Origin of the sequence: Saliphagus sp. GCM10025317, assembly GCF_042663665.1 — an archaeon.
Classification (GTDB): Archaea; Halobacteriota; Halobacteria; order Halobacteriales; family Natrialbaceae; genus Natronosalvus.
Map to the genome: position 1 here is coordinate 1,336,266 of NZ_JBHTAQ010000005.1, position 20,241 is coordinate 1,356,506.

Genomic DNA, 20,241 nt, shown 5'->3' on the forward strand with positions numbered 1-20,241 from the left:
ACTCGAGGATCAGGCGATGCTGTGAGCGGCCCGAAACGGGAGCCGTGGACAGATACTGTACGAGCTCGCCCTCTTCACACTCGAGGAACGACACGTCTTTCCCACCGTGGGCGACACTGTGGTGTATGAGCACCGAGCCAAAGCAGGAACTCACCAGCGTCGACCTCGCGGCGCTCGTCGGTGAACTCGGATCCTACGAGGGGGCTAAAGTCGACAAGGCCTACCTCTACGGCGACGACCTCGTTCGCCTCAAGATGCGTGACTTCGACCGCGGCCGGGTCGAACTCATGCTCGAGGTCGGCGACCGCAAACGCGTCCACACCGTCTCGCCAGAGCGGGTGCCGGATGCGCCAGGGCGCCCGCCGCAGTTCGCGATGATGCTCCGCAACCGCCTCTCGGGGGCGGATTTCGTCGGCGTCGAGCAGTACGAATTTGACCGCATCCTCGAGTTCGTCTTCGACCGCGAGGACGGCGTGACGCGGATCATCGTCGAACTGTTCGGCCAGGGCAACGTCGCCGTCACCGACTGCGAGTACGAGGTGATCGACTCCCTCGAGACCGTTCGGCTGAAGTCCAGGACGGTCGTCCCGGGCTCGCGATACGAGTTCCCGGAGTCTCGCGTCAATCCACTTACCGTCTCGCGGGAGGCGTTCAATCAGCAGATGGACGACTCCGACACGGACGTCGTCCGGACGCTCGCGACCCAGCTCAATTTCGGCGGCCTCTACGCCGAGGAATTGTGTACCCGCGCGGGCGTCGAGAAGACCCTCGACATCGAGGACGCGAGCGAGGACGAGTACGAGCGGATCTACCAGGCCATCGAGCGACTGGCACTCGACCTGCGAAACGCTACTCTCGAGCCGCGGGTGTATCTCGAGGGCGGCGGGAATGACGGTAACGACGAGAACGGCGACAGCGGCAGCGACGGGAACAGCGACGACGTGAATGCGGAACGCGAAGACGAGATGAACGACGCCCACGTCGTCGACGTCACCCCGTTCCCGCTCGAGGAGCACGAAGACCTCGCCAGCGAATCCCACGAGACGTTCAACGGCGCCCTCGAGGAGTACTTCTTCCGGCTGGACCTGGACGCAGACGAGCCGGATCCGCGCGACCAGCGCCCGGATTTCGAGGAACAGATCGCCAAGCACCAGCGGATCATCGACCAGCAGGAGGGCGCAATACAGGGCTTCGACGAGCAAGCCGAGGCCGAGCGCGAGAAGGCCGAGCTGCTGTACGCCCACTACGGCACGGTCGACGACCTCCTGTCGACCGTTCGCTCGGCCCGCGAGGAGAGCGTTCCCTGGGGCGAGATCGCCGGCCGACTCGACGAGGCGAAAGAGCAGGGGATGGACGCCGCCCAGCCGTTCGTCGACGTCAATGGGAAAGAAGGGACGGTGACGATCCGCCTCGAGGACGAGCCGATCTCGCTCCTCGTCGAGGACGGGGTCGAGAAGAACGCGGACCGGCTCTACACGGAGGCAAAGCGCATCGCCGAGAAGAAGGAGGGTGCCCTGGCGGCGATCGAGGACACGCGCGAGGAACTCGCAGAGATCGAGCGTCGGCGCGACGAGTGGGAAGCCGATGGCGGCGACGAAGAAACCGACGAGGAGGACGACGACGAACGCGACTGGCTCGCCGAACCCTCCGTCCCGATTCGCCAGAACGAGCAGTGGTACGAGCGGTTCCGGTGGTTCCGGACCAGCGACGACTACCTCGTGATCGGGGGTCGGAACGCCGACCAGAACGAGGAACTCGTCAAGAAGTACCTCGAGCGCGGCGACCGCGTGTTACACACGCAGGCTCACGGGGGGCCGGTCACGGTCCTGAAGGCCACCGACCCCAGCGAGGCGTCCTCGGGCGACATCGAGATTCCCGACTCGAGCGTCGAGGAGGCGGCCCAGTTCGCGGTTTCGTACTCGTCGGTCTGGAAGGACGGCCGGTACGCAGGCGACGTCTACGTCGTCGACTCCGACCAGGTGTCGAAGACGCCCGAGAGCGGCGAGTACCTCGAGAAGGGCGGATTCGCGATTCGCGGCGACCGGACCTACCTGGACGACACGCCGGTGGGCGTCGCGGTGGGCATCCAGTGTGAGCCGTACACGCGAGTCGTCGGTGGGCCACCGTCGGCGATCGAGGGCCAGGCGGTGACGACGATCGAGGTCGAACCTGGCCGGTTCGCTCAGGCCGACGCCGCAAAGCGAATCTACCGCGAACTCCGCGAGCGCTTTGCGGACGAATCGTTCGTCAGAAAGATTGCGAGCCCTGACCAGATCGCGCACTTCCTGCCGCCGGGTGGGAGTCGGCTGCTCGAGGAGTAGCGTTCGACGTGCGGTCCCGTTCGTGGGCTCAGAAGAGGTACCTCGACTTTGACCGAGAGCTCGAGGGTCGTCCGTCGTCCGACGTCCGTCGTCCGTACCCGACTACGCCTCGCTGTGGTGTGACTGGCTGCCGCAAGCGGTGGAGGAGTCACACTCGGGACGCGGGGTGAGTTGGACCGACTCGGGCCCGTCGAGGTGCACCGTGTACCGGCCGTACTCGAACGAGATGGAGGTGGAATCGTTCGTCGATCGAAGAACGTCCTCGAGTGCACCGACGTCGATTGCGACGTGGAGCGGTGGGTCGACGTCGAGCGGGTCGATCCCCTCTCGCGTGGCGATGGCTTCGATGATCCGGTAGCCGATATCGTGGTCCTCCTGCATATTTGTGGTGGCTACAACCGACGATAAATATCCCAGTGATTGTGTGGTGATAGGAGTCTGACGTTCGTCATGCTCCTGCCAGACCCGCTGGATCGAGCGTGTGCCACAGCGGACGGAGCCGAACACGTACGATTCGTCCTCGAAATCCGGCACCACTTGACCGAGTGGGGTGACTTATGCACGCTCGAGCCAAGTGGCGACCATGAGCAGCGACGACGCGTTCGACCACGGAAAAGACGAGCGGTTGACCAGCCGCGACGTGACCGAGGGGGCCGACCGGGCGCCCCACCGGGCGATGTTCCGGGCGATGGGATTCGACGACGAGGATTTCGGCTCGCCGATGATCGGGGTGGCGAACCCCGCCGCGGACATCACGCCCTGTAACGTCCACCTCGACGACGTGGCCGACTCGGCGCTCGAGGGCGTCGACGAGGCCGGCGGGATGCCCATCGAGTTCGGCACGATCACCATTTCCGACGCCATCTCGATGGGAACCGAGGGGATGAAAGCTTCGCTCATCTCGCGGGAACTCATCGCCGACAGCGTCGAACTCGTCAGCTTCGGCGAGCGGATGGACGGCCTCGTCACCGTCGCCGGCTGCGACAAGAACCTCCCCGGGATGATGATGGCCGCGATCCGCACCGATCTCCCCTCCGTCTTTCTCTATGGGGGCTCGATCATGCCCGGCCAGCACGAGGGCCGGGACGTGACCATCGTCCAGGTTTTCGAAGGCGTTGGCGCGTACGGAACCGGGGAGATGGACGAGGAGGAACTCGACGACCTCGAGCGTCACGCCTGTCCCGGCGCCGGCTCCTGTGGCGGGATGTTCACGGCGAACACGATGGCCTCGATTTCGGAAGCGCTCGGGCTGGCTCCCCTGGGAAGTGCCTCGCCACCAGCCGAGGACGAAGCGCGCTACGAGGTCGCCAGACGCGCGGGCGAACTCGCCCTCGAGTGCATCGAGGAAGATCGGCGCCCCTCGGACATCGTCACGCGCGAGTCCTTCGAGAATGCCATCGCCCTCCAGACCGCCATCGGGGGGTCGACCAACGGCGTCCTCCACCTCCTCGCGCTCGCCCGCGAGGCCGACGTCGACCTCGAGATCGGCGACTTCGACGAGATCTCGCGGCGGACGCCAAAGATTGCCGACCTCCAACCGGGCGGCACGCGCGTGATGAACGACCTCCACGAACTCGGGGGCGTCCCGGTCGTCCTCCGCCGACTGCTCGAGGCGGACCTGCTCCACGGCGACGCGATGACCGTCACCGGCCGAACGATCGCCGAGGAACTCGCTCACCTCGAGGAAACTGGTGACCTGCCGGCGAACGACGCCGACCTCGAGGCGGACTTCCTCTACACCGTCGAGAACCCGAAGGAGGAAGAGGGCGCGATCAAGGTCCTCGAGGGCAATCTCGCCCCCGACGGTGCCGTGTTGAAGGTGACCGGGGACGACGCCTTCCACCACGAGGGGCCGGCCCGGATCTTCGAGCACGAGGAAGACGCCATGGCCTACGTCCAGGAGGGCCACATCGAGAGCGGCGACGTGATCGTCATCCGCAACGAGGGCCCGCGCGGCGGTCCCGGCATGCGCGAGATGCTCGGCGTCACCGCGGCCGTCGTCGGCGCGGGTCACGAAGACGACGTCGCGCTCATCACCGACGGCCGGTTCTCCGGGGGCACCAGGGGCCCGATGATCGGCCACGTCGCCCCGGAAGCCTTCGTCGGTGGGCCCATCGGCCTGCTCGAGGACGGGGACGTCGTCACGGTCGACATCCCCGACCGGACACTCGAGGTCGACCTCGACGACGCGGAACTCGAGGACCGACGCGAGGCGTGGGACCGTCCCGATCCGGTCTACGACGGGGGCGTTCTGGCGAAGTACTGTCGGGATTTCGACTCGGCGTCGAACGGCGCCGTGACGAATCCGCGGCTCACTCGAGACTGAGCGAGTGCGGGCGGCGTTCTATCACTGACGGGCGTCCGTTTCGCCGCACTAGCTGTTCGCACAGACGCCATGCGACTTTCGACCCTCGACCCTCGACCCCACCATCGTATCAGAAAACCGTGGCGAATATTGAAATTCCTCGGTGTCGTCTTCAAAACCGGGGTGATCGCCTTGCGCGAGCACAATCGCGTCATGGCCGTGTGCGAACGCTGCGAATCGGTATACGCAGCGAAAAAGCTCCAGAGCGGTCGTATCCGCCCGATCGGAACGCACTCCTGTCGGTGTGGATCCGAACACTTCCGAGCGATCAGGTGAACTGATTCGCCACAACCATCGCGAACGCCCCTTTCACGTCGTGACGGCGCACTCGACCAGTCGCCGGTCTGGCGTGTGACGATATTACTCCAGTCGAATATGCGACGGATGCTGTCCACCCTCGAGCATACAGTGTGTGGCCGATATCGACCCCTGTCTCGACCATCGTAGGTGAATCGATAGCGTTGATACGTCGATACAACCGGCACAGACAGTTGTGTTGGGGAGTTGTTATTACATCTTTATTGACTCCAAATTAGTTCGAATGTACTTTTATATACGATGGTGACCGTCATTGCCTTACTTAATTTGCTATTCACTTAACATATGGATGTTACGACCGAAACGTTCATCATTGGGTGAGTGTCACGTGAAAACGGATGTCACGGGACACGCACCCAGTTGACAGACGAACAGTGTTGAAAGCAGTGGGCGGCACGCTCGCGACCGCCGGGGTCTCCGGGCTGGCAGCGGCCGACCCGGACGACGTCGTCGAGGTCAACGTCGGCTTCTCGAACGGCCGCGGTCGAACCGCGGCGCTCGAGGCGGCCTCGGACACGGTTCGCGAGTTCGCGTTCGACGCGGTGACGATTCGGGTACCAAAACGCGCCGTCTCCGGACTACAGAACAACCCCAACGTACGATACGTCGAGGAGAACGGCGAGATGCACGCGCTCGCCCAATCCACTCCGTGGGGGATCGACCGCGTGGATGCGAACGTCGCGCACGACAACGGCGAGACCGGCGCCGGGGCCGACGTCGCGATCCTCGACACCGGAATCGACTCCGATCACCCCGACCTACAGGCCAATCTGGGCGACGGCCGGGCGTTCGTGAGATGTAGAGGCGGACAGTGTACCGAAGACTGGGACGACGACAACGACCACGGAACCCACTGTGCGGGGACCGCCGACGCCGTCGACAACAACGAAGGCGTCGTCGGCGTCTCCACCGAGGCGACGCTGCACGCGGTCAAAGTCCTCGACAAGCGCGGCAGCGGATCGTTCTCCGATATCGCGGCCGGTGTCGAGTACGTCGCCGACCAGGGCTGGGACGTCGCTAGCCTCAGCCTCGGCGCGAGTTCCGGCTCCCAGACCCTCAGGGACGCGGGCCAGTACGCGTACAACAACGGCGTGTTGCTCGTCGCCGCCGCGGGTAATTCCGGCCCGTGTTCTGACTGCGTCGGCTACCCGGCCGCCTATCCGGAGTTCATCGCCGTCAGCGCGACCAGCGAGGACGACTCGCTGGCCAGTTTCTCCTCGACCGGTTCCGAGGTCGAGATCGCTGCCCCCGGCGAGGACGTCAACTCGACGGTTCCCGGTGGCGGGTACGACACGTTCTCCGGAACCTCGATGGCCTGCCCGCACGTTGCCGGCGCGGGCGGCCAGTTGATGGCCAACGGCTACACGAACACCGAAGCCCGTCAGCAATTGAAAGACACGGCCGAGGACATCGGGCTCTCAGACAACGAGCAAGGAAGCGGTCTGCTCGACGTCGCCGCGGCGCTCGGTCTCTCGAGCTGAACGGACCGGTCCCCGTTTCGTCGTCGCTCGGTACGCGACTCGTTATCAGTGAGACGACGAGGACGGAGTGATAGTCAACTCGAGGGCGTAAACGGGTGAACGAATCCGGAATGGAGTTAGACGTAGTTCTTTTCGCGGTCAGTCGTCGTCTTCAGCCATCACCCGGTCGGGAATCGTCTCCCGTCCTGGCGTGTCGAGTCAGCTACGGAACAATAGCGATTAACAAAAGTTCTGTGTCGCATATACTTCTCCGTCATCGCTAATGTGTAGACCAAGCCCCTGCCGGTGCCACTCTGTTCGGAGAATATTCTCACGGTGCCCTGGTGAATTCATCCATTCTTTCACAAGATGTTTTGCTAGTTCCTCTTCATCCGTGATTCGAACTGTGCTTCCCTTGTAGGACGCTCTAACTCGTTCATGAACGAACGTTTGCGCGATGTTCTCGCCTCCAGCGTCACATTGATATCCATAATCACGATACCGACCCATGACGTCCTGCCCATTTGGATCCACGTGATCGAAATAGTCTCGAGTATCCATGTCCTTGCTGTGCTTGGAAGCTATAATAGCGAGATCGTCATCATAGGCCAATGAATCAGCACCATGCTCTGTTCGCACCTGATTAATCTCCTCGTGAAAGATACGTTCGACTTCTGCTTCATCAAACGATTGGTCGTCATGGAGATCATTTGCCAGCCCCTCTAAATGGTCAGTCTCGTCGTTCAGGTAAACGAAGCCTCCCGCGACACCTGCCACAAGTAGTAAAGCCAGAATTGGCGTTGAGTACATTCGAATGAAACGGCCAACGCCTTTGATAACCCTGATCGGTAATCCGAGAATCAACATTAGCACCCCTATGATCAAAAAGACAGGAAAGAAAACTACATTCATCGTTTCATCTATAATTCTTGAGAATAGGGACTGTTGACTGTGATTCAAGTCCGGTTCTGCAGTCTCTTTTGAAAGTGACCCATTGACCTTCGTGCCCGGGCTCGGGTTCATATTCTTCACTTCCCGACGGCAGGTCAAGCAAAGGTCGTTTTCGGGAGTAGTATACGCTGAACAGCGGTCACATTGCTTTCGTTCCGATGTGTCCGATTTCCTTAATTTATCGAGAAATCCTTCATCTTGTGATTGATTCCAATTCCGGAATTCTGGACCTAGCGTTTTTGCATTATGTCTGCTTGGGCACCTGTGGTTCTCAGGGAGTCGGTGTTTAGAGCAGTGAGTTTTCCCACAGTAGTTGCACGTATAAGGCATATTGGCCCCCTCGCCGCAAACTGAACAATTCGCCATTTGAGTGAGTCACAGACCTCACTACAATTATATAAAATTTCCTGACGTCTTCTCCTTTGTGATTCAAACCCTCCTAAGTAGCCTTGCTAATCCATGTTAGCGAGGAACCAGTCCATCAATGTTGTAGTATATACTCAACCACAGAATTCCGGTCTATCGTTGCGCTCCGCCACGCCCATGATGTGTTGAATACGGTCGGCGTAGCTCTCGATGCCGTACTCGGCGCTCTCGACGAGCGCACGGATCTCCTCGCGATACATCCTGGCCCGATACGAGACCTTTGCATGTTCGATCTCGGCTCAATGCATAGTCCTGGCGCTCACGGATTTGTTCGCGTCAGAATATGGGACCGCCGAGATTGAGCAAACTCGAAGAGTTTGCGATGTACGGCGGTCTCACGATTGAGTGAGCATCGCGAATGAATGAGTGGGACCGCCGAGAGTCGAACTCGGGTCCTACGGACCCCATCCGCAGAGGATACCACTACCCCACGGTCCCGCATCTCGAACGATGCGCGTGTGTCGTTTAAGGGTATCGCTTCGGGGGCGGGGTGTGACTCCTTCGCCCGCTTCCGCCGACCCGCCGACCTCACCTAGACTCCCGACCAGGAGCGCTACCGACGGGGGGAACGTTTTTCTCGTCGGGGTTCAACCTCCGCACATGAGCGATTTCGACCTCGACCTGCGAACCGTCGAGGAACACATCGACGACGAACTCGAGCTCGAGGGGAGCATCCTGCTGGACGTCCTCGACGGCTCGAAAGACCCCGAAGAGTGGCTCGAGGCCGTCAACGCGGGCAACGTCCTGGTACTGAACGTCAACGGCGACGTCAACGAACTGGCGGCGGGCTTCGCTCGAGACATCAAGGAAGCGGGCGGCACGTTAGTCCACTTTCGGGGCTTCTTGATCGTCGCGCCCCCGGGCGTCGACGTGGACACGAGCCGCCTCTGAGCGAGTTTCGCTTTTCAATCCTCGAACACCGTCAGGTGGTGGCCGTCGGGGTCGCGCCCAACGAGTCGCGAGTCGGATCGCTCGAGCGAGCAAACCCACTCCTCGAGCACGGCTTCGACGGCGTCCAGGTCGTCCGTCTCGAATCCCAGGTCGACGTGGACGCCACCTCTGGCGTCGGCCAACCCTAGTTGCGGTTCCCAGAGTTCGAGGGCAACGAGGCCGTTCATCCGAACGCGACGGCGATCCGAGCCGCGGTCGACGGTCTCGAACCCCAGACGTCCGTAGCGGTCCTCTGCGTCCTCGAGCGACGCGACCTCGAGGACGACCTCGAACACGCCGTCGATGCCCGGCCCCGGAACGTCGCCCTGGCCCAGTTCCACGCAGTTGCCGTCGGGGTCGTAGAGGTAGAGCGAGCGAGCGTCACCGAAGGTGTGTTCCTGGAGGTCGTGTTCGTCCTCGAGTGCGTCCCACCAGTCGTCGTACTCGGCGGCCGGGATCGAGCAGGCGAAGTGGGTGTGGAGCCCGCCGCGCGGGAGTCCCGTCGGTCGCCGGAGGATCAGGTCCGTGCCACCGGCGTCGAACGCGACCGCTCGTCCGTCGTCGTCGCTTCGCGCCTCGTTCACGTGCCGAGCGAGGGGGCGATCCACGACCGACAACTCGAGGGTCTCCTCGTAGAATCGGCGTGCGGGTACGAGGAACTCGACTTCCAGCCCCAGCCAGGCCAGCCTGGTCAGCATGCGTCCGAGTACGCCGGATGGCCTCAAAGTCCCATCGCTGCCTCGAGTATCTGTTCTTCGGTCGACCTGTTCGTTCGCCTGTATGACGTTTATATTCGTCGCGTTCGAAGGGCTACGCATGAGCTTTCGTGTCGACGAGAGTGAGACGGCCCTCCAGGAGATCGACCGATTCGACGGCGGCGTCGGCTGGATTGCCCATCCAGAGGAGGCGATGAAGCGGGCCAGCCACGCCCTCGAAATCGACGGCGAGGTCTGGGTGTTCGACCCCGTCGACGCCGATGGGGTCGACGAATTACTCGCGTCGCTCGGCGAGGTGGCCGGCGTCGTCGTCATGCTCGACCGGCACAAGCGCGACGCGGGAGCGATCGCCAAACGCCACGACGCCGCGGTCTACCTGCCCGAGTGGTTCGACGGCGTGAGTGAGGAGGTCGGCGCGCCGGTCGTCAGGTTCGGCGACGAACTTGCGGACACGGGCCTCGAGTCGTTCGTGCTGAAGGACGGGCGATTCTGGCAGGAGGTCGGGCTGTACGATCCAGTCCGTGGAACGCTGATCGTCCCCGAATCGCTCGGGACCGTGGCGTACTTCCTGGCGGGCGACGAACCGCTCGGCGTCCATCCGATGCGCCGTCTGTCGCCGCCGCGTGGGACGCTCGGCGGCTACCGGCCCGAACGCATTCTGGTCGGCCACGGCGAGGGTATCCACGACGACGCGGCTCGGATTCTGTCGGAGACCCTCGATACGTCGCGGCGGCGGACCCCCAGAGTGTACGCCGGGGCGGTTCGGCAGTTCCTGCCGTTTTGACCCTGTGGCCCAAACTATGGCCGCGAGCCAACCCATGACGGGAACAGGTCTTTGTAGCCTCCGGGCCGAACTCAGGTCGTAACAGTGGTCTACATCACCCGCGGGCTGGTCGACGTCTTGCTCGAGTTGGCGGCCGACGCCGAGCCGTCGCGCCTGACGACGGGCCTCTCCGTCTCGGAGTCGTCGATGCTCGAGGGCGTCGATGCCGGTGTGCTCCCCGCGGAGACGCCGGTGTTCACAGACTTCTTCCTGCCCGACCCCGGCAACGCGGTCAACGCCGTCTTCGGCGTCAACCTGTCGACGCCGGCCAGGGAGACCCAGGGCCGATTCGTCTCCCACCCGACCGGCGAACTGCTGGTCACGCGGCGGGACGACCTCGCGGAGGTCGTCTTCGTGGCCGTTCCGCCGTGGGAACCGACCCCCGAGTCGTTCGCCGCCTTCGATCGGGCCGGCGAGCGACTGTTGCTCGAGGTCGTCGACGCGGAGCCGCCGGTGGAGTCCCTCGAGTAGTCTGGCTCGACGTTTTCGGGGACTCGTCGGCGAACTCGCCGTGGACTAATCCGTCGAACCGTCACTCGGGAAACAGCTCCTTACGCCGCTCGATCGCGTCTATCGCGTCGACGTCGCCGGACTCGAGATTGAGTCCGGCTGCGTCGAGATTGGCCTCGAGGTGCTCGCGGCTGCTGGCTTTCGGAATTGCGTGGACGCCGTCGTGAGTGAGGACCCACGCGAGTGCCACCGCCTCGGGCGTCGTTTCGTGCTTCTCGGCGACCGTCACGATGGGCTCGAGGTCGCGCACCCGACCGCCGGCGAGCGGCGAGTAGGCGACGACGGGGTATTCGTAGCGACGAGCGTGCTCGAGCAGGCCCGGAGATCGAAAGAGCGGGTGGAACTCGACCTGGTGGGCAGCGATCGGGGCCACGAGGATCGATCGGGCGGTCTCGAGTTCCTCGCGTGTGAAGTTGCTCAGGCCGACGTGTTCGATCCAGCCGCGCTCGCGGAGGCTGTCGAACGCAGGGAGCGTCGCCTCGGGGTCGTAGGTCTCGATCGGGCGGTGGACGTACAGGAGATCGATCGTCTCCACCCCCAGGCGCTCGCGGCTCGCGTCGGTGCTGTCGATCACGTCGTCGGGGGCGAGGCTGTCGGCCCAGACTTTGGTGGCGACGGTGAGCTCGTCTCGCGGGACGTCGCTCCGGGCGATTCCCTCACCGACGACGGCCTCGTTGCCGTAGATATGTGCGGTGTCGAGGTGACGGTAGCCGACCTCGAGGGCGGTCGCGATCACGTCCGGGTCCTCGATGCCCATCGTGCCGAGGCCGATCGGTGGCAGGTCCATACGTCGACTATCGGTCGGCGGTATTTCGGTGTCCCGGTCGGCTATCCGGGTCTCGCGCTGCGTCCCTTTCGAGCCGCCCGAGACCACCGTCTTCTTAACCGTGCGTTTCGATCCTCGAGTAATGAGTATCCCCTCCTTCGTCATCGGGATCGCCGGGGGAACGGGCGCCGGGAAGACGTCCGTCGCCCGCGACGTCGCCGAGGCGGTCGGCGAAGCCGTCACTCGAATCCCCGTCGACAACTACTACGAGGACCTCTCGCATCTCGAGTACGAGGAACGGACCGAGGTCAACTACGACCACCCCTCGGCCTTCGAGTGGGAACTCCTGCGCGAGCACCTCGACACGCTCTCGATGGGGCAATCGATCGAGATGCCCCAGTACGACTTCGAGCGCCACAACCGAATGGACGAGACGGTCACCGTCGAGCCCACGGACGTCATCGTCGTCGAGGGGATCCTCGCGCTGTACGACGACGTGATCCTCGCGATGCTCGACCTCTGCGTCTACGTCATGACCGACGCGGACGTCCGCATCCTCCGGCGGATCCAGCGGGACGTGATCGACCGCGGCCGGGACCTGGAGGGCGTCATCGACCAGTACCTCGAGACGGTCAAGCCGATGCACGAGCGGTTCGTCGCGCCGACGAAGAAGCACGCGGACGTCATCATCCCCGAGGGGGTCAACCGGATGGCGATCGACCTGCTCACGGAGAAGATCGAGTCGGAGCTCTCCGAGGAGTTCGAGCCGCGAGAGCCGCTCGAGACGCTGGATAACGACTGAGCCGCCGTTATCCTCTTTTCTCGTTCCAGCCGCGACGACTCGAGCCCGATCAGTCGTCGGTCAGCGCTCCACCCTCGCTGACCGCGGTCAGTCGTCGGCCGGCGCCCTACCCTCGCCGACCGGTTCGACCTCAGCCGCGGCCGCCTTGTACTCCGGAATCTTCGCCAGCGGATCCAACACGTCGTTCGTCAGCGTGTTCGCTCGGGCGTCCGAAAAGTGCGGGGTGGTCCACACGACGCCCTCCTTGATGTCCTCAGTGACGTTCGCCTCGAGGACGATCTCGCCGCGACGGGATCGGAGCACGACGTACTCCCCGTCCTCGATTCCCCGGTTCGCGGCGTCGGCGGGGTGGACGTCGACGAAGTTTTCGGGAGTCTTCCGGCGAAGCGTCGGCGACCGGGTGCTCATCGTCCCCGTGTTGTAGTGTTCCTCGAGGCGGGCGGTCGTGAGCACGAGCGGGAACTCGTCGTCCGGAACCTCGTCAGGTGCCTGATGGCGAACGCCGCGGACGACGCCGAGGCCGTCCTCGGTATCGAACGAATCGGCGTAGAGGTACTGGTCGCCCTCGTCGCCCGGTTCGTAACAGGGCCACTGGATGCCCTCGCGGCCGATGCGGTCGTAGGTCATGCCGTGGTAAATCGGACACACCTCCCGGAGTTCCTCGAAGACGGCTTCGGGGCCGTCGAAGTCGAATCCCGAACCAAAGAGTCGGGTACCGACGTCACAGAGGATGTCCAGGTCGTGGCGGGTGTTTCCGGGGACGTTGGTCACCTTTCGCATCCGCTGGACGCGTCGGTCGGTGTTGGTGACCGTGCCGCCACGTTCGGCCCAGGACGTGGCGGGCAGTATCACGTCCGCGAATTCCGCCGTGTCGGTCATGAAGATGTCCTGGACGACGAGGAACTCGAGGTCGGCTATGCGTTTTTCGACCTCGAGGGCGTCGGGTTCGCTCATCACCGGGTTCTCGCCCATGACGTAGAGTCCGTGGACCGAGTCGCCGATGGCGTTCGAGACCTCGACGTTCGTCAGCCCCGGTTCGGGTGGAATCTCGAAACCCCAGACCGATTCGACCGCCTCCCGGGCTTCGTCGTCGTCGACGTTCTGGTAGCCGGGGAGGACGTTCGGCATCGCGCCCACGTCGCAGGTGCCCTGGACGTTGTTCTGGCCGCGAAGCGGGTTGACGCCCGTGCCGGGGCGCCCGACGTTGCCGGTGATCAGTGCGAGGTTGACCTCGTTTTGGACGTTGTCGACGCCGCAGGCGTGCTGGCTCATCCCCATGCCGGTGAAGATGGCGCTGTTTTCGGCCTCGGCGTAGATCCGGGCGGCCTCCTGGATGTCCTCGAGCGGAACGCCACAGGTGTCGGCGGCCGCCGCCGCGTCGAAGTCCGCGAGGGTCGCCTCGAGGTGGTCGAACCCTCGCGTTCGTTCCTTCACGAAGTCCTCGTCGTACAGCCCCTCCTCGAGAATCGTGTGCAGGACGACGTTCAACAGTGGGATGTCGGTACCGGGCTCGAGCTGGAGGTGAATGTCCGCGTCCCGGCTCGTCTTGTTGGCGTGTGGGTCGACCTGGATCAGCGTCGCCCCCTCGCGGACGGCCCGGCGGAAGTAGTTGCTGTGGGCGATGACGTGCTGTTCGGCGGGGTTCGCCCCCTGGACCCAGTAGACGTCGCCGTGGGTCTCGAGGTCGGCCATGCTGTTGGTCATCGCGCCGGCGCCCAGACTCTGGCGGAGCGTGTAGACGGTCGAGGCGTGACACATTCGGGTGCAGTTGTCGACGTTGTTCGTCCCGTAGCGTCGGGCGAGTTTCTGGAGCAGGTAGTTCTCCTCGTTCATCACCTTCGAGGAGCCGAAAAAGCCCACCGCGTCGGGGTCGTGTTCCTCGCTGATTCGCTCGAGTTCCGAGACGACCAGGTCCAGGGCCTCCTCCCAGGTCGCTTCGCGGAACTCGCCGTCTTCGCGAATTAGCGGCGTCTTCAATCGATCCTCGTGGTTGACCACCTGCGGCGAGGCCCCGCCCTTGATGCACAGTGCACCCTCGTTCACGGGCGCGTCGAACCACGGCTTCAGAGTGACGTCGCCCGCCTCCTCACCCTCCTGTAAGGTGAGCCCGCAGCCGACGCCGCAGTACGGACAGATCGTCTCGACGCCCTCGTTCTCGGAGCTCATACTGTCGATTGCTACCATTACACGTATCAGTCTTTGGGAGTCTCGAGCGGACAGTCACCGGACGGGATGGATCGCCGAGAATCGCCAAAACCGTTCGCTCGCTCCGGCAACGGTTTTTGTCGGTTCGGACCGTCGGTCGACTCGATGGACGGATCTGAAACTGGGGAACTCGAGCGAGCGGCCGCCGCCTACGAGGAATACGAGCCGTTCGCGACCGTCGAGGACGAGCGTCTCGAGACACTGCCCGCGGCGTTCGCCGACGGCTCGTTCCTCTGGAAAGACGTCGAGTGGGTCGTTCGCTGGTACTCCCGACGCACCCGCTCGAGCGAGCCACACCCGGCGGAGTCGGCGTTTCAAGAGAACGGGTGGGACGACCTCCAGACGGCTGTCGAGACGGCCGTCGATGCCGCGAGAGCGGACGGCGCGAAAGCGGCGCTCGAGTCGTTGACCGCGCTCGAGGGCGTCGACGTGCCCGCCGCCTCGGCGTTTCTGCACTACGCTGACCCCGAACGCTACCTCGTCGTCGACCGGCAGTTGTGGACCACGGTGGCCGAACGCGGCTCGCTCGAGACGCCGCCACCCGACCCGATCGACGTCGAGGATTACCGGCGCTACCTCGAGTGCTGTCGAAACCTCGCTCGCGACCACGATCTCGGACTGGTGTCGCTGTACCGGGCACTCTGGCGACTCGGAAGCGACGGACTGGCGTAACGAGTGCACCGTTCGAGCGGGGAGCCCGAGGCCTCGAGGGAAAACACCATACGTTTCGTGCCCGTCGTACGGGTATGTCGAACGACAGAACGACGGTCGGAGACGTCATGTCCAGTCCACTGGAAACGATTTCGAAGGACGCGACGGTGATGGACGCTGCCCAGCGAATGCGCGACGGGGACATCAGCGCCCTGGTCGTCCCGACCACGCCGCGAGCGATCATTAGCAGTACGGACGTACTCGAGGCAGTCGCGCAGGGACGGAACGTTGCGGAACTGACGGTGGCCGACGTGATGACGACCGACGTCGAGACGGCCACCCCGGATCTCTACATGGAGGAAGTCGCCGCGATGATGACGACGTACGGAATCAAGCACCTCCCGGTCGTCGACGGCGACTACGTCGGGATGGTCTCCTCGACCGACGTGACCGCTCACCTCTCCGAGTCTCCGCGTTGAAACTGGGCTGGATACCCTGCGTGAAACCGGAGCCAGAACTCATTCGAGGACGGTCACCAGCGGCTCCTCGCGGATCATGCTCGTGAGAACGACCGTAGAGACCCGACCCTCGCTCGCCTCGTCGTCCTCGATAATCGCCTCCCCGATGGCTCGAGCGGTCTCGAGGTTGCCGTCGTCGTCGACCATGTTCACGACCGGAACGAAGGCCGCACCCTCGGGAACCCGTTTCAGCCCGCCGTCGGGATGGGTGAGGACGGTCGCGACGTCCGTCGGCGTGATCGGTTCGCCAGCGCTACGGCCGGTTAGTTCGGCCACGCGCTCCGGTCGATGAACGGTCTCGGCGTCGAGGGGTCGCCCGACGGTGTGGCAGCTAGCGATGGCGAGAACGGTGTCTGCGACGGACGGGATCTGGGGTTCGCGTTCGTTCGGCGCCTTGAACAGCCGCGTCCGGGCGCCGTCGGCCTTGACGAGCACGTGGTCGACGCCGTCGACGTCGGCCATCGCGTCGATTTCATCCGGTTCGTAACCTCGATAGCGGTCGCTCCGGTCTCGCTCGGGGACCAGTCCGAGGGGCCAGACTGCTGATTCAGCTTCTTCTCGCAAGTGGTCCTCGAGTTCGCCCACGGGGTCGGGCGTGAGCACCACGTCGGCCACCCGCTCGTCGAAGATTGGAATGCGTACCGTCGCCGTCAGTACGGCGCGCCCGAGGCGGTCGGCGAGCGTGTAGAGCGTCGATTTCTTTCCGCCGGCGCCGACGACGGCCGTGACGCCGGTGTCGGCCTGGAGTGCCCGGACGAGCGCGTCTGTCATAACTGGAGAGTGGACGGATGCGGGCAAAAACCTAGGTAAATGCCGATCATCCGAGCCGCGTAGCGATCACCGGCCCGTGTACCAGTCACCCGAGCCAGGTCAACGCCGTCGCCGCCCAGGTGTAGCCCGTGCCGGCGGCGAGGAAGCAGACCAGGTCGCCTTCCTCGAGCAGCCCCGCCCGACGACCGTCCTCGAGGGCGAGCACCTGGTCGACGCTCTGGACGTGGCCGTAGGCGTCGAGGTAGACGCCGTCGGTCGCCGGATCGAGCCCCAGTTCCTCGAACAGCAGGTCGTGGAACGACCGCTTCATGTGGGTGACGGCGACGAAGTCGAGGTCGTCACGAGCGAACCCGGAACGTTCGAGCGCCGCGTCCGCCACCTCGAGGTAGTTCGGGAGCGAGACGGGTGCCAGCCGTTCTTTCATCCCGTCCGGGTCGGGTACGTCGAGGGTGTGTCGCCCCGCGGCGATGCTCTCCTCGCTGGCGGGCTCGAGCGAGCCGCCCGCGGGCATGATCACGTCCTTCGAGAACGAGCCGTCCGTGAGGGCGGCGCTCTCGTGGACCAGTGCCCGTGCTCGGGACCCGGGATCGGCCTCCAGGACCATCGCGCTGGCCCCGGAGCCGAAGTTGAACATGAACGAGGACTGTTCGTTCTCGTAGTCGACCAGGTCCTCCTCGCGGCTGCCGGCGACGAGCAGGGCGGTCTCGAGGTGGTCGACCTGCAGCTGGGCTCGTACCTGCCGGATCGCGATGGGCGCCCCGGCACAGAGGGTGTAGCTCTCGGTGGCGAACGCGTTCTCCGCGCCCAGCCGTTCGGCGACGTTGGCCGCGGCCGACCAGACGACGTGGTCCTTGAACTCGCTCCCGTGGTAGAGCACGAGGTCGACATCCTCGGGGTCGCGGTCGGCCATCTCGAGGGCGTCCTCCGCGGCAGCCACGCACATGTCCGTGACGTGGTCGTCGTCGGGCGGGCAGACGCGCTTCTCGCGGACGCCCATCTTCTCGACGACGACCGATTCTGGGATCCCGCTCTGGGCAGCGATCTCCTCGCCGGTGACGACCTCGTCGGGGAGGTAGCGGCCGTATCCGGTGAGGCCGACGGTCGTCATCGCGGGTCACCTCGCGTGGGGGAACGGTCGACTCTAGCGCGAGGTCGATCGGAAATCGGGTGGTCGCGATACCGTCGTGGCCTGGTGAAACGTGGAGTCATCGTCGGTAGCGCTCGAGGTGGGCCGGCAGTCGGTTCGCGACGGTCCCACCGAGTCGGTCGCGGATCGACCCGAGCAAGCCGTTGGGGACGAACAGCACGAACAGGACGAAGACGATTCCCAGGTACAGCGGCGCGCGTCCGTCGATCACCGTGTTGATCACGTCGAGGAACGTCACGCCGGCGACGTCCGCGTTCAGGACGCTCTCGGGAAGCCCGCCCCGGAGGTACGGTGCGAGTCCGCTCTGCTGGGAGGAGAGCACGTCCTCGAGCCACTCGAAGGTAAACGCGCCGAAGAGCGGCCCGGCGAGCGTCCCGATGCCGCCGATGATCGTCACGATGAGCGCGTCGGCCGTGACGAGGAAGTAGAACGTCGTGTCGGGGGCGGCGCTGCTCCGGTAGGCCGCGAACAGCGCGCCCGCGATGGCAGCGAAGAAGGCGCTCATGCCGAAGGCGGCCATCTTGTACCAGAAGACGTTGTAGCCGACGGCGCGGGCGCGTTCCTCGTTCTCCCGGATAGCGATCATCACGCGACCGAACGGGGAGTGGACGATCCGCTGCATCGCGAAGTACGAGAGGACGACGATGATCCCGATGGCGTAGTAGGAGGTCATCGTCGCCGAGACGTCGATGCCGGTTCCGAGGACGTTCTCGAAGCTGTCACCAGCGAGCCGTCCGAGCGCGATCGACAGGGAGTCGACGTAGGGGACGCCCACCTCCGGGGTCGGCCCGGCGAGGTTCGGTCCCTGCTGTGGGTTCGAGCCGACGTAGTCCCAGTTGCGCACAAGCTGGTAGAGCACCTGGGCGAACCCGAGGGTGAGCATGGCGAAGTACACCCCCGACAGTCGGAACGAGACCGCGCCGATCAGCAGCGCGAGGACAACGGCGAGCAGGGCGCCCAGCAGCATCGTCACCATGAACGGCGTGCTGTCGGGGAGCCCCGGCACTTTCCCGTTGGCCACGAGGACGATGAAGTACGCCCCGATGCCGTAGAACGCGGCGTGGCCGAACGAGAGGTAACCCGTGTAGCCGCTGACGAAGTCGAAACTCATCGCGAACAACCCCAGGAACAGCATCGCGATCAGGAACGTCGTCGCCGGGAGGAACGCGTCGAAGAACGCGCCCGGATCGATGATCCCGACGCCGACGTCAAGCGCCGGAAATCCGGTCAACGGTCCGTAGACGATGGGGTACACCGCGAAGAACGCGATAACGGCGACGTGGGCCAGGTGATCGCGAAGGTACTGGCGGGGCCAGTCGCTACCGGCGCGACTGTCACCTCGAGGCGGTGTATCGCGCTTTCGATCTGCTCCCTCGTCGTGCTCCTCGATGGCCTCGGTCTCGAGGTCGGACGAGGAGCTAATGGCCGCCCACCTCCTCGACGCCGTACAGTCCCTGCGGGCGGATCACGAGCGCGATCACGAGTAACGTGAACAGCGTGACTTCGGAGAGGCCCGGGAAGGGCACGGTTCCGGAGGTGAATAACCACGTCGTCAGCGAGTCGGCCAGCCCGACGATCAGCGCGGCGACGACCGTCCCCTTGAACGACCCCAGTCCGCCGATGACGACGACGACGAACGCGTATAGCAGGACCTCGAGGTTGAGCAACACGCTCGGGCCGGCGGTCGGGTCCCACATGAGGAAGACGCCGCCGACGGCCGCGAGGCCGGTCCCGAGGCCGAAGACGATAGTGAACGCCCGGCGGACGTCGATCCCGAGGGCCTCGACCATCTCCGAGTCCTCGCTGCCGGCCCGGATGTAGAGGCCGTACAGCGTCCGGGTCAGGAACGCCCAGACGACGACGGCCAGGATCGCGCCGGCGACGATGGCGAACAGGTAGAATCCGCGGATACGGGCGCCAAAGAGCGTCAGTAGGATCTCCGACGGCGCGTCGAGGGCCGACGGAATCGTCGCCTGCGCCCCGGACCACTTCGGCTCGGGCTGGATACCGCGAGCGGTGGCGACGATTCTGGCTACCTCCTCGAGGATGAGCCCCACGCCGAAGGTCAGTAGGATCTGGTACATCGGCGTGCGGTCGTAGATCGGGCGAACGAGGCCAACCTCGAGGGCGGCGCCGACGGCTGTCAACAGCGCGAAGACGATGGCCACGACGACGACGAAGAAGAAGATCCGAGTCGCCGCGCCCGCGCTCGAGGCGACGAGCAGGACCATCAGAACGCCGCCGACGTAGGAGCCGACCATCGCGAACGCGCCGTGGGCGAAGTTGAGCACGCCCATCAGTCCGAACACGAGGGTGAGGCCGATAGCGATGATGAAGTAGATCGACGCCTTGCCGAGACCCTCGATGAGGATGCGAGCGACGGTGTCGAGCCCCTCGAGCGGGGCGACAGCGGCAACAGAGGCGACCGTTCCGAGCCACTCGAGCGCGAACGAGGGCTCGAGGAGTCCGAGGACGCTGGGGCCGGTTCCGGTCTCGAGCAGTCCGACGACACCGGGACCGAACCCGACCTCGAGCATCGCCAGGAGCGAGACGAACAGCGC

At 64.5% G+C, this 20,241-nt stretch carries 19 protein-coding genes, 1 tRNA gene and 1 pseudogene; 9 read left to right on the forward strand and 12 right to left on the reverse strand.

What is annotated here, in order from left to right; genetic code table 11:
• The first annotated feature begins 125 nt into the window (after positions 1-125).
• Complete coding sequence (gene rqcH, locus ACFQS4_RS08690) at positions 126-2,321, forward strand: ribosome rescue protein RqcH (protein WP_497901130.1); 2,196 nt, start codon at positions 126-128, stop codon at positions 2,319-2,321.
• Between the two features lie 102 nt (positions 2,322-2,423).
• On the opposite strand, the gene ACFQS4_RS08695 is transcribed toward rqcH, so the two are convergent.
• Positions 2,424-2,702: a HalOD1 output domain-containing protein gene (locus ACFQS4_RS08695; RefSeq protein WP_497901131.1), complete on the reverse strand. Its 279-nt coding sequence runs from the start codon at positions 2,700-2,702 to the stop codon at positions 2,424-2,426.
• A 202-nt stretch (positions 2,703-2,904) separates the two neighbouring features.
• Here ACFQS4_RS08695 and ilvD point away from each other — a divergent pair, with 202 nt between their 5' ends.
• Together ilvD and ACFQS4_RS08705 are read left to right on the forward strand one after the other, a co-directional pair.
• Positions 2,905-4,647, forward strand: coding sequence for a dihydroxy-acid dehydratase (gene ilvD / locus ACFQS4_RS08700; RefSeq protein ID WP_497901132.1), 1,743 nt, complete (start codon positions 2,905-2,907; stop codon positions 4,645-4,647).
• Positions 4,648-5,342: 695 nt separating this feature from the next.
• Entirely contained in the window at positions 5,343-6,485 is a 1,143-nt protein-coding gene (locus tag ACFQS4_RS08705) for a S8 family peptidase (protein ID WP_497901133.1), read from the forward strand.
• A 219-nt stretch (positions 6,486-6,704) separates the two neighbouring features.
• Here the strand turns inward: ACFQS4_RS08705 and ACFQS4_RS08710 are convergent, their stop codons facing one another.
• The 4 genes and pseudogenes from ACFQS4_RS08710 to ACFQS4_RS08725 form a co-directional block, all read right to left on the reverse strand.
• Positions 6,705-7,487, reverse strand: coding sequence for a CAP domain-containing protein (locus tag ACFQS4_RS08710; protein WP_497903171.1), 783 nt, complete (start codon positions 7,485-7,487; stop codon positions 6,705-6,707).
• Positions 7,488-7,676: 189 nt separating this feature from the next.
• Positions 7,677-7,781: pseudogene (locus tag ACFQS4_RS08715) on the reverse strand (AN1-type zinc finger domain-containing protein); the annotation flags it as partial.
• A gap of 134 nt (positions 7,782-7,915) precedes the next feature.
• Positions 7,916-8,041, reverse strand: coding sequence for a hypothetical protein (locus ACFQS4_RS08720; protein ID WP_497901134.1), 126 nt, complete (start codon positions 8,039-8,041; stop codon positions 7,916-7,918).
• A gap of 167 nt (positions 8,042-8,208) precedes the next feature.
• Positions 8,209-8,279, reverse strand: a tRNA-Pro gene (locus ACFQS4_RS08725).
• Positions 8,280-8,441: 162 nt separating this feature from the next.
• Between ACFQS4_RS08725 and ACFQS4_RS08730 the strand changes: the two genes are divergently transcribed.
• Positions 8,442-8,732, forward strand: coding sequence for a DUF5779 family protein (locus ACFQS4_RS08730; RefSeq protein WP_497901135.1), 291 nt, complete (start codon positions 8,442-8,444; stop codon positions 8,730-8,732).
• 14 nt (positions 8,733-8,746) lie between these two features.
• Here the strand turns inward: ACFQS4_RS08730 and ACFQS4_RS08735 are convergent, their stop codons facing one another.
• On the reverse strand, positions 8,747-9,469 hold the full coding sequence (locus ACFQS4_RS08735; RefSeq protein WP_497901136.1) for a VOC family protein: 723 nt from the start codon (positions 9,467-9,469) through the stop codon (positions 8,747-8,749).
• A gap of 118 nt (positions 9,470-9,587) precedes the next feature.
• Between ACFQS4_RS08735 and ACFQS4_RS08740 the strand changes: the two genes are divergently transcribed.
• Entirely contained in the window at positions 9,588-10,271 is a 684-nt protein-coding gene (locus tag ACFQS4_RS08740; RefSeq protein WP_497901137.1) for a hypothetical protein, read from the forward strand.
• Between the two features lie 84 nt (positions 10,272-10,355).
• Positions 10,356-10,781, forward strand: coding sequence for a JAB/MPN domain protein-containing protein (locus ACFQS4_RS08745; RefSeq protein WP_497901138.1), 426 nt, complete (start codon positions 10,356-10,358; stop codon positions 10,779-10,781).
• Between the two features lie 61 nt (positions 10,782-10,842).
• Here the strand turns inward: ACFQS4_RS08745 and ACFQS4_RS08750 are convergent, their stop codons facing one another.
• The gene (locus ACFQS4_RS08750; RefSeq protein ID WP_497901139.1) at positions 10,843-11,607 is read right to left on the reverse strand and encodes an aldo/keto reductase; all 765 of its coding nucleotides are present in this window, start codon (positions 11,605-11,607) and stop codon (positions 10,843-10,845) included.
• A gap of 121 nt (positions 11,608-11,728) precedes the next feature.
• Between ACFQS4_RS08750 and udk the strand changes: the two genes are divergently transcribed.
• On the forward strand, positions 11,729-12,388 hold the full coding sequence (gene udk / locus ACFQS4_RS08755) for a uridine kinase (RefSeq protein WP_497901140.1): 660 nt from the start codon (positions 11,729-11,731) through the stop codon (positions 12,386-12,388).
• A gap of 87 nt (positions 12,389-12,475) precedes the next feature.
• On the opposite strand, the gene fdhF is transcribed toward udk, so the two are convergent.
• The gene (fdhF, locus tag ACFQS4_RS08760) at positions 12,476-14,554 is read right to left on the reverse strand and encodes a formate dehydrogenase subunit alpha (protein ID WP_497901141.1); all 2,079 of its coding nucleotides are present in this window, start codon (positions 14,552-14,554) and stop codon (positions 12,476-12,478) included.
• A 144-nt stretch (positions 14,555-14,698) separates the two neighbouring features.
• Between fdhF and ACFQS4_RS08765 the strand changes: the two genes are divergently transcribed.
• The gene (locus ACFQS4_RS08765) at positions 14,699-15,265 is read left to right on the forward strand and encodes an 8-oxoguanine DNA glycosylase OGG fold protein (protein WP_497901142.1); all 567 of its coding nucleotides are present in this window, start codon (positions 14,699-14,701) and stop codon (positions 15,263-15,265) included.
• Between the two features lie 74 nt (positions 15,266-15,339).
• Entirely contained in the window at positions 15,340-15,723 is a 384-nt protein-coding gene (locus tag ACFQS4_RS08770; RefSeq protein ID WP_254155716.1) for a CBS domain-containing protein, read from the forward strand.
• A gap of 39 nt (positions 15,724-15,762) precedes the next feature.
• Here the strand turns inward: ACFQS4_RS08770 and yqeC are convergent, their stop codons facing one another.
• The 4 genes from yqeC to ACFQS4_RS08790 all read right to left on the reverse strand — a co-directional run bounded on the left by yqeC (position 15,763) and on the right by ACFQS4_RS08790 (position 20,217).
• Positions 15,763-16,533, reverse strand: coding sequence for a selenium cofactor biosynthesis protein YqeC (yqeC, locus tag ACFQS4_RS08775; RefSeq protein ID WP_497901143.1), 771 nt, complete (start codon positions 16,531-16,533; stop codon positions 15,763-15,765).
• Between the two features lie 85 nt (positions 16,534-16,618).
• Positions 16,619-17,641 (reverse strand): 3-oxoacyl-ACP synthase, encoded by a 1,023-nt coding sequence (locus ACFQS4_RS08780; protein WP_497901144.1) that lies wholly within the window; start codon positions 17,639-17,641, stop codon positions 16,619-16,621.
• A 97-nt stretch (positions 17,642-17,738) separates the two neighbouring features.
• Positions 17,739-19,070: a branched-chain amino acid ABC transporter permease gene (locus ACFQS4_RS08785; RefSeq protein ID WP_497903172.1), complete on the reverse strand. Its 1,332-nt coding sequence runs from the start codon at positions 19,068-19,070 to the stop codon at positions 17,739-17,741.
• A 28-nt stretch (positions 19,071-19,098) separates the two neighbouring features.
• Positions 19,099-20,217 (reverse strand): branched-chain amino acid ABC transporter permease, encoded by a 1,119-nt coding sequence (locus ACFQS4_RS08790; RefSeq protein WP_497903173.1) that lies wholly within the window; start codon positions 20,215-20,217, stop codon positions 19,099-19,101.
• Positions 20,218-20,241: the final 24 nt, after the last annotated feature.